Genomic DNA, 238 nt, shown 5'->3' on the forward strand with positions numbered 1-238 from the left:
ATCTGGAACTGATCGACAACGACCCGGATGCTTGCCACTGCCTGGAAAATGCCCTCGACAACCTCGCTCGACAGGCCGCACATCTGGGCCTGCGCGAAGTCGCCCATTACACCACCGCCCTGCAGCAATTGCTGGCACCGGCCTGCCAGGTCGGTTGCCTGCAGCGCGAAGCCCTGCCCGCGGTAGGGGCCTGCCTGACCTTGCTGGCCTGGCAGTTGGAACTGGTAGACCCTTGCAC

General features: G+C 64.3%; 1 pseudogene. It reads left to right on the top strand.

The features are described from left to right. Window positions 1–238 (top strand): annotated as a pseudogene (locus FQ664_RS26890) (histidine kinase); the annotation flags it as partial.

The organism is Pseudomonas persica (assembly GCF_900291015.1).
Classification (GTDB): domain Bacteria; phylum Pseudomonadota; class Gammaproteobacteria; order Pseudomonadales; family Pseudomonadaceae; genus Aquipseudomonas.